Annotated in this window: 3 protein-coding genes; 1 reads left to right on the top strand and 2 read right to left on the bottom strand. The window is 66.5% G+C overall.

The features are described 5' to 3' along the window. A partial coding sequence (locus tag AB0L63_RS32690) for a C40 family peptidase (protein ID WP_364509008.1) occupies nucleotides 1-375 on the top strand: 375 nt, incomplete at its 5' end. 82 nt (nucleotides 376-457) lie between these two features. Here the strand turns inward: AB0L63_RS32690 and AB0L63_RS32685 are convergent. Continuing rightward, complete coding sequence (locus tag AB0L63_RS32685; protein ID WP_364509006.1) at nucleotides 458-1,636, bottom strand: transglycosylase SLT domain-containing protein; 1,179 nt, start codon at nucleotides 1,634-1,636, stop codon at nucleotides 458-460. Continuing rightward, a partial coding sequence (locus AB0L63_RS32680; RefSeq protein ID WP_364509004.1) for a transglycosylase SLT domain-containing protein occupies nucleotides 1,636-2,040 on the bottom strand: 405 nt, incomplete at its 5' end. The genes AB0L63_RS32685 and AB0L63_RS32680, both read right to left, overlap by 1 nt.

Genomic DNA, 2,040 nt, shown 5'->3' with positions numbered 1-2,040 from the left:
GCTCCGACGTCCACGGCCGCGCAGAAGGCGATCCAGGTCGCCTTGTCCAAACGTGGCGTGCCGTATGTGTGGGGTGCCACAGGTCCGAATTCCTTCGACTGCTCCGGGCTGATGCAATACGCCGCGGCCCAGGCGGGTGTGAAGATCCCACGTGTGTCCCAGGACCAGTATCAACAGCTGCCGAAGGTCAATCCGGCCGATATCCGCGCCGGCGACCTGATCTTCCCCGACGCCCAATTCAACAACGGGAATCCTGGTCACGTCATGATGTACATCGGAAACGGCCAATGTGTCGAGGCCCCGCGTACCGGTGATGTCGTGAAAGTGGTCAATCTGCCGCGTGGTTATCACGCCACCCGCCCCGCGTACCCATGATGTCGTGAAAGTGGTCGATCTGCCGCGTGGTTATCACGCCACCTGCTGGTCTCGACAGTCGATCGCCGACCTCATCGTCGGCTCAGTAGCCGACGTAATGGCCGCCTTGGTGCATAGCCTGGATGCCCGGCACATTGCTGACCGAACCGTAGCGGTCGATGGCGTACCGCACGCCCGCGATGATGTTGTCGACCGGATTCCAGATATCGCGGTGGCCGGGCAGCGCGTAGGCGTTGAAGGTGGGGTCGATGGTCTGCATCAGGCCCTTGGACGGAGTTCCCTTGGCGGCGTTGCTGTCCCAGAGATTGATCGCATTCGGATCGCCCGCGGATTCGTGCTGGATGATCGCGGCGATATCGGCGGGATTGATGTGTCGGGTGTCGTAGCCATTGGCAGCCAAGACGCGCAAGGCGTCGTTGATCCACTGACCCGTGCGACCGGACGGGCGGGTGCGGGGCGGACCTGCGCTGGATCCGCCGGTACTCGGCTGGGCCCGACGCGGCGGCTGCCGGGTCGGGCGCGCGTTCCGCAGGAATTGGTCGGCCAGTGCGGCAACCTTGTCCGCGGTAATCGCCGCGGCGGCCTGTCCCTGCCCGAGCACGGTGCCCGCGCGGTGTAAGGCATTGCTGAGTGTGCTGATCAGCATTTGCCGCCCGGCGGTGGTATCCGCGACGCCGCCGAGTGCGGTCATGGCCGTATTCACCTCGGCGACAATGCCGTCGATGGCCGCCCGGCCCTGAATGGTGCTATCGGCGGCGCCACCCAGCAGGCGGCCGAGTTCGGCGTTCAAGGACTGCGTCGATTGCGCGCGGCGGCCGGTATCGAGATTGTTGGCCGCGTACTGTGATCCCGATTCGCCGGGCCAAGAGGTCGGTTGTCCGGAGCCGAGCGCGGGCGGTGCGTACGGCTGACCGGTATCGGCGCTGGGGTCGGCCCTGCCGTACTGGGCGGCAATGGATGTCAGCGCGCCGAGCGCCGCCGCCGCGTATGGTGCGCTGGAGCCGAATCCGGCGAGTGCGTCGGGGCGGGTGGCGGGCGATCCGGTTGCCGCGGTAGCCGATTCGGCACTCGGTGCTGCCGCCGGAGCGCGCCCGCCCGCGGTGGTGGCAGGCTGCTGTGCGAGAGGGGCCGGTATTCCGGTCGGCGCCCGTGGCGCAGTCCCTCGTGTCGCGTTTCGGCGCGGTGCGGATGTCGTTGTGCCGGGCCGGGTCTCGTGCGCGTCGAGGCTCGGATCCGGTGTGTCCCGCTGCGGCGGTGGCATCAGTAGGGCTTGTACGGTAGGCCGTACCGTACCGCCTTGACGCCTGGCACACGGTGGACCGAGCCGTATCGGCTTATCGCGTAGCGGACCCCGGCGACGATATTGTCGACCGGATTGTAAATGTTCTTGTGCCCGGGCGCGGCGTACTGGTTGAACGTCGGGCCGATGGTCTGCATGAGCCCGATCGAGGGTGTTCCCGCGGCGGCATTGCTATCCCAATTGTTGACGGCATTGGGATTGCCGCCCGATTCGTGCTGGATGATGATCGCGATGTCCTGTGGATCAATTTTGCTGATGTCGTAGCCCAACTGCTGCAGCACGGCCAGTGCTTGCTTGATCCAGGTACCGACGGTACCGCCGGGCAGCTGGCCGCCGGGCAGGCGGCCGCCGGGCAGCTGGCTCTT

This window comes from Nocardia sp. NPDC051990 (assembly GCF_040680755.1).
GTDB lineage: Bacteria > Actinomycetota > Actinomycetes > Mycobacteriales > Mycobacteriaceae > Nocardia.
This window is presented reverse-complemented; position numbering and strand designations above follow the sequence as displayed.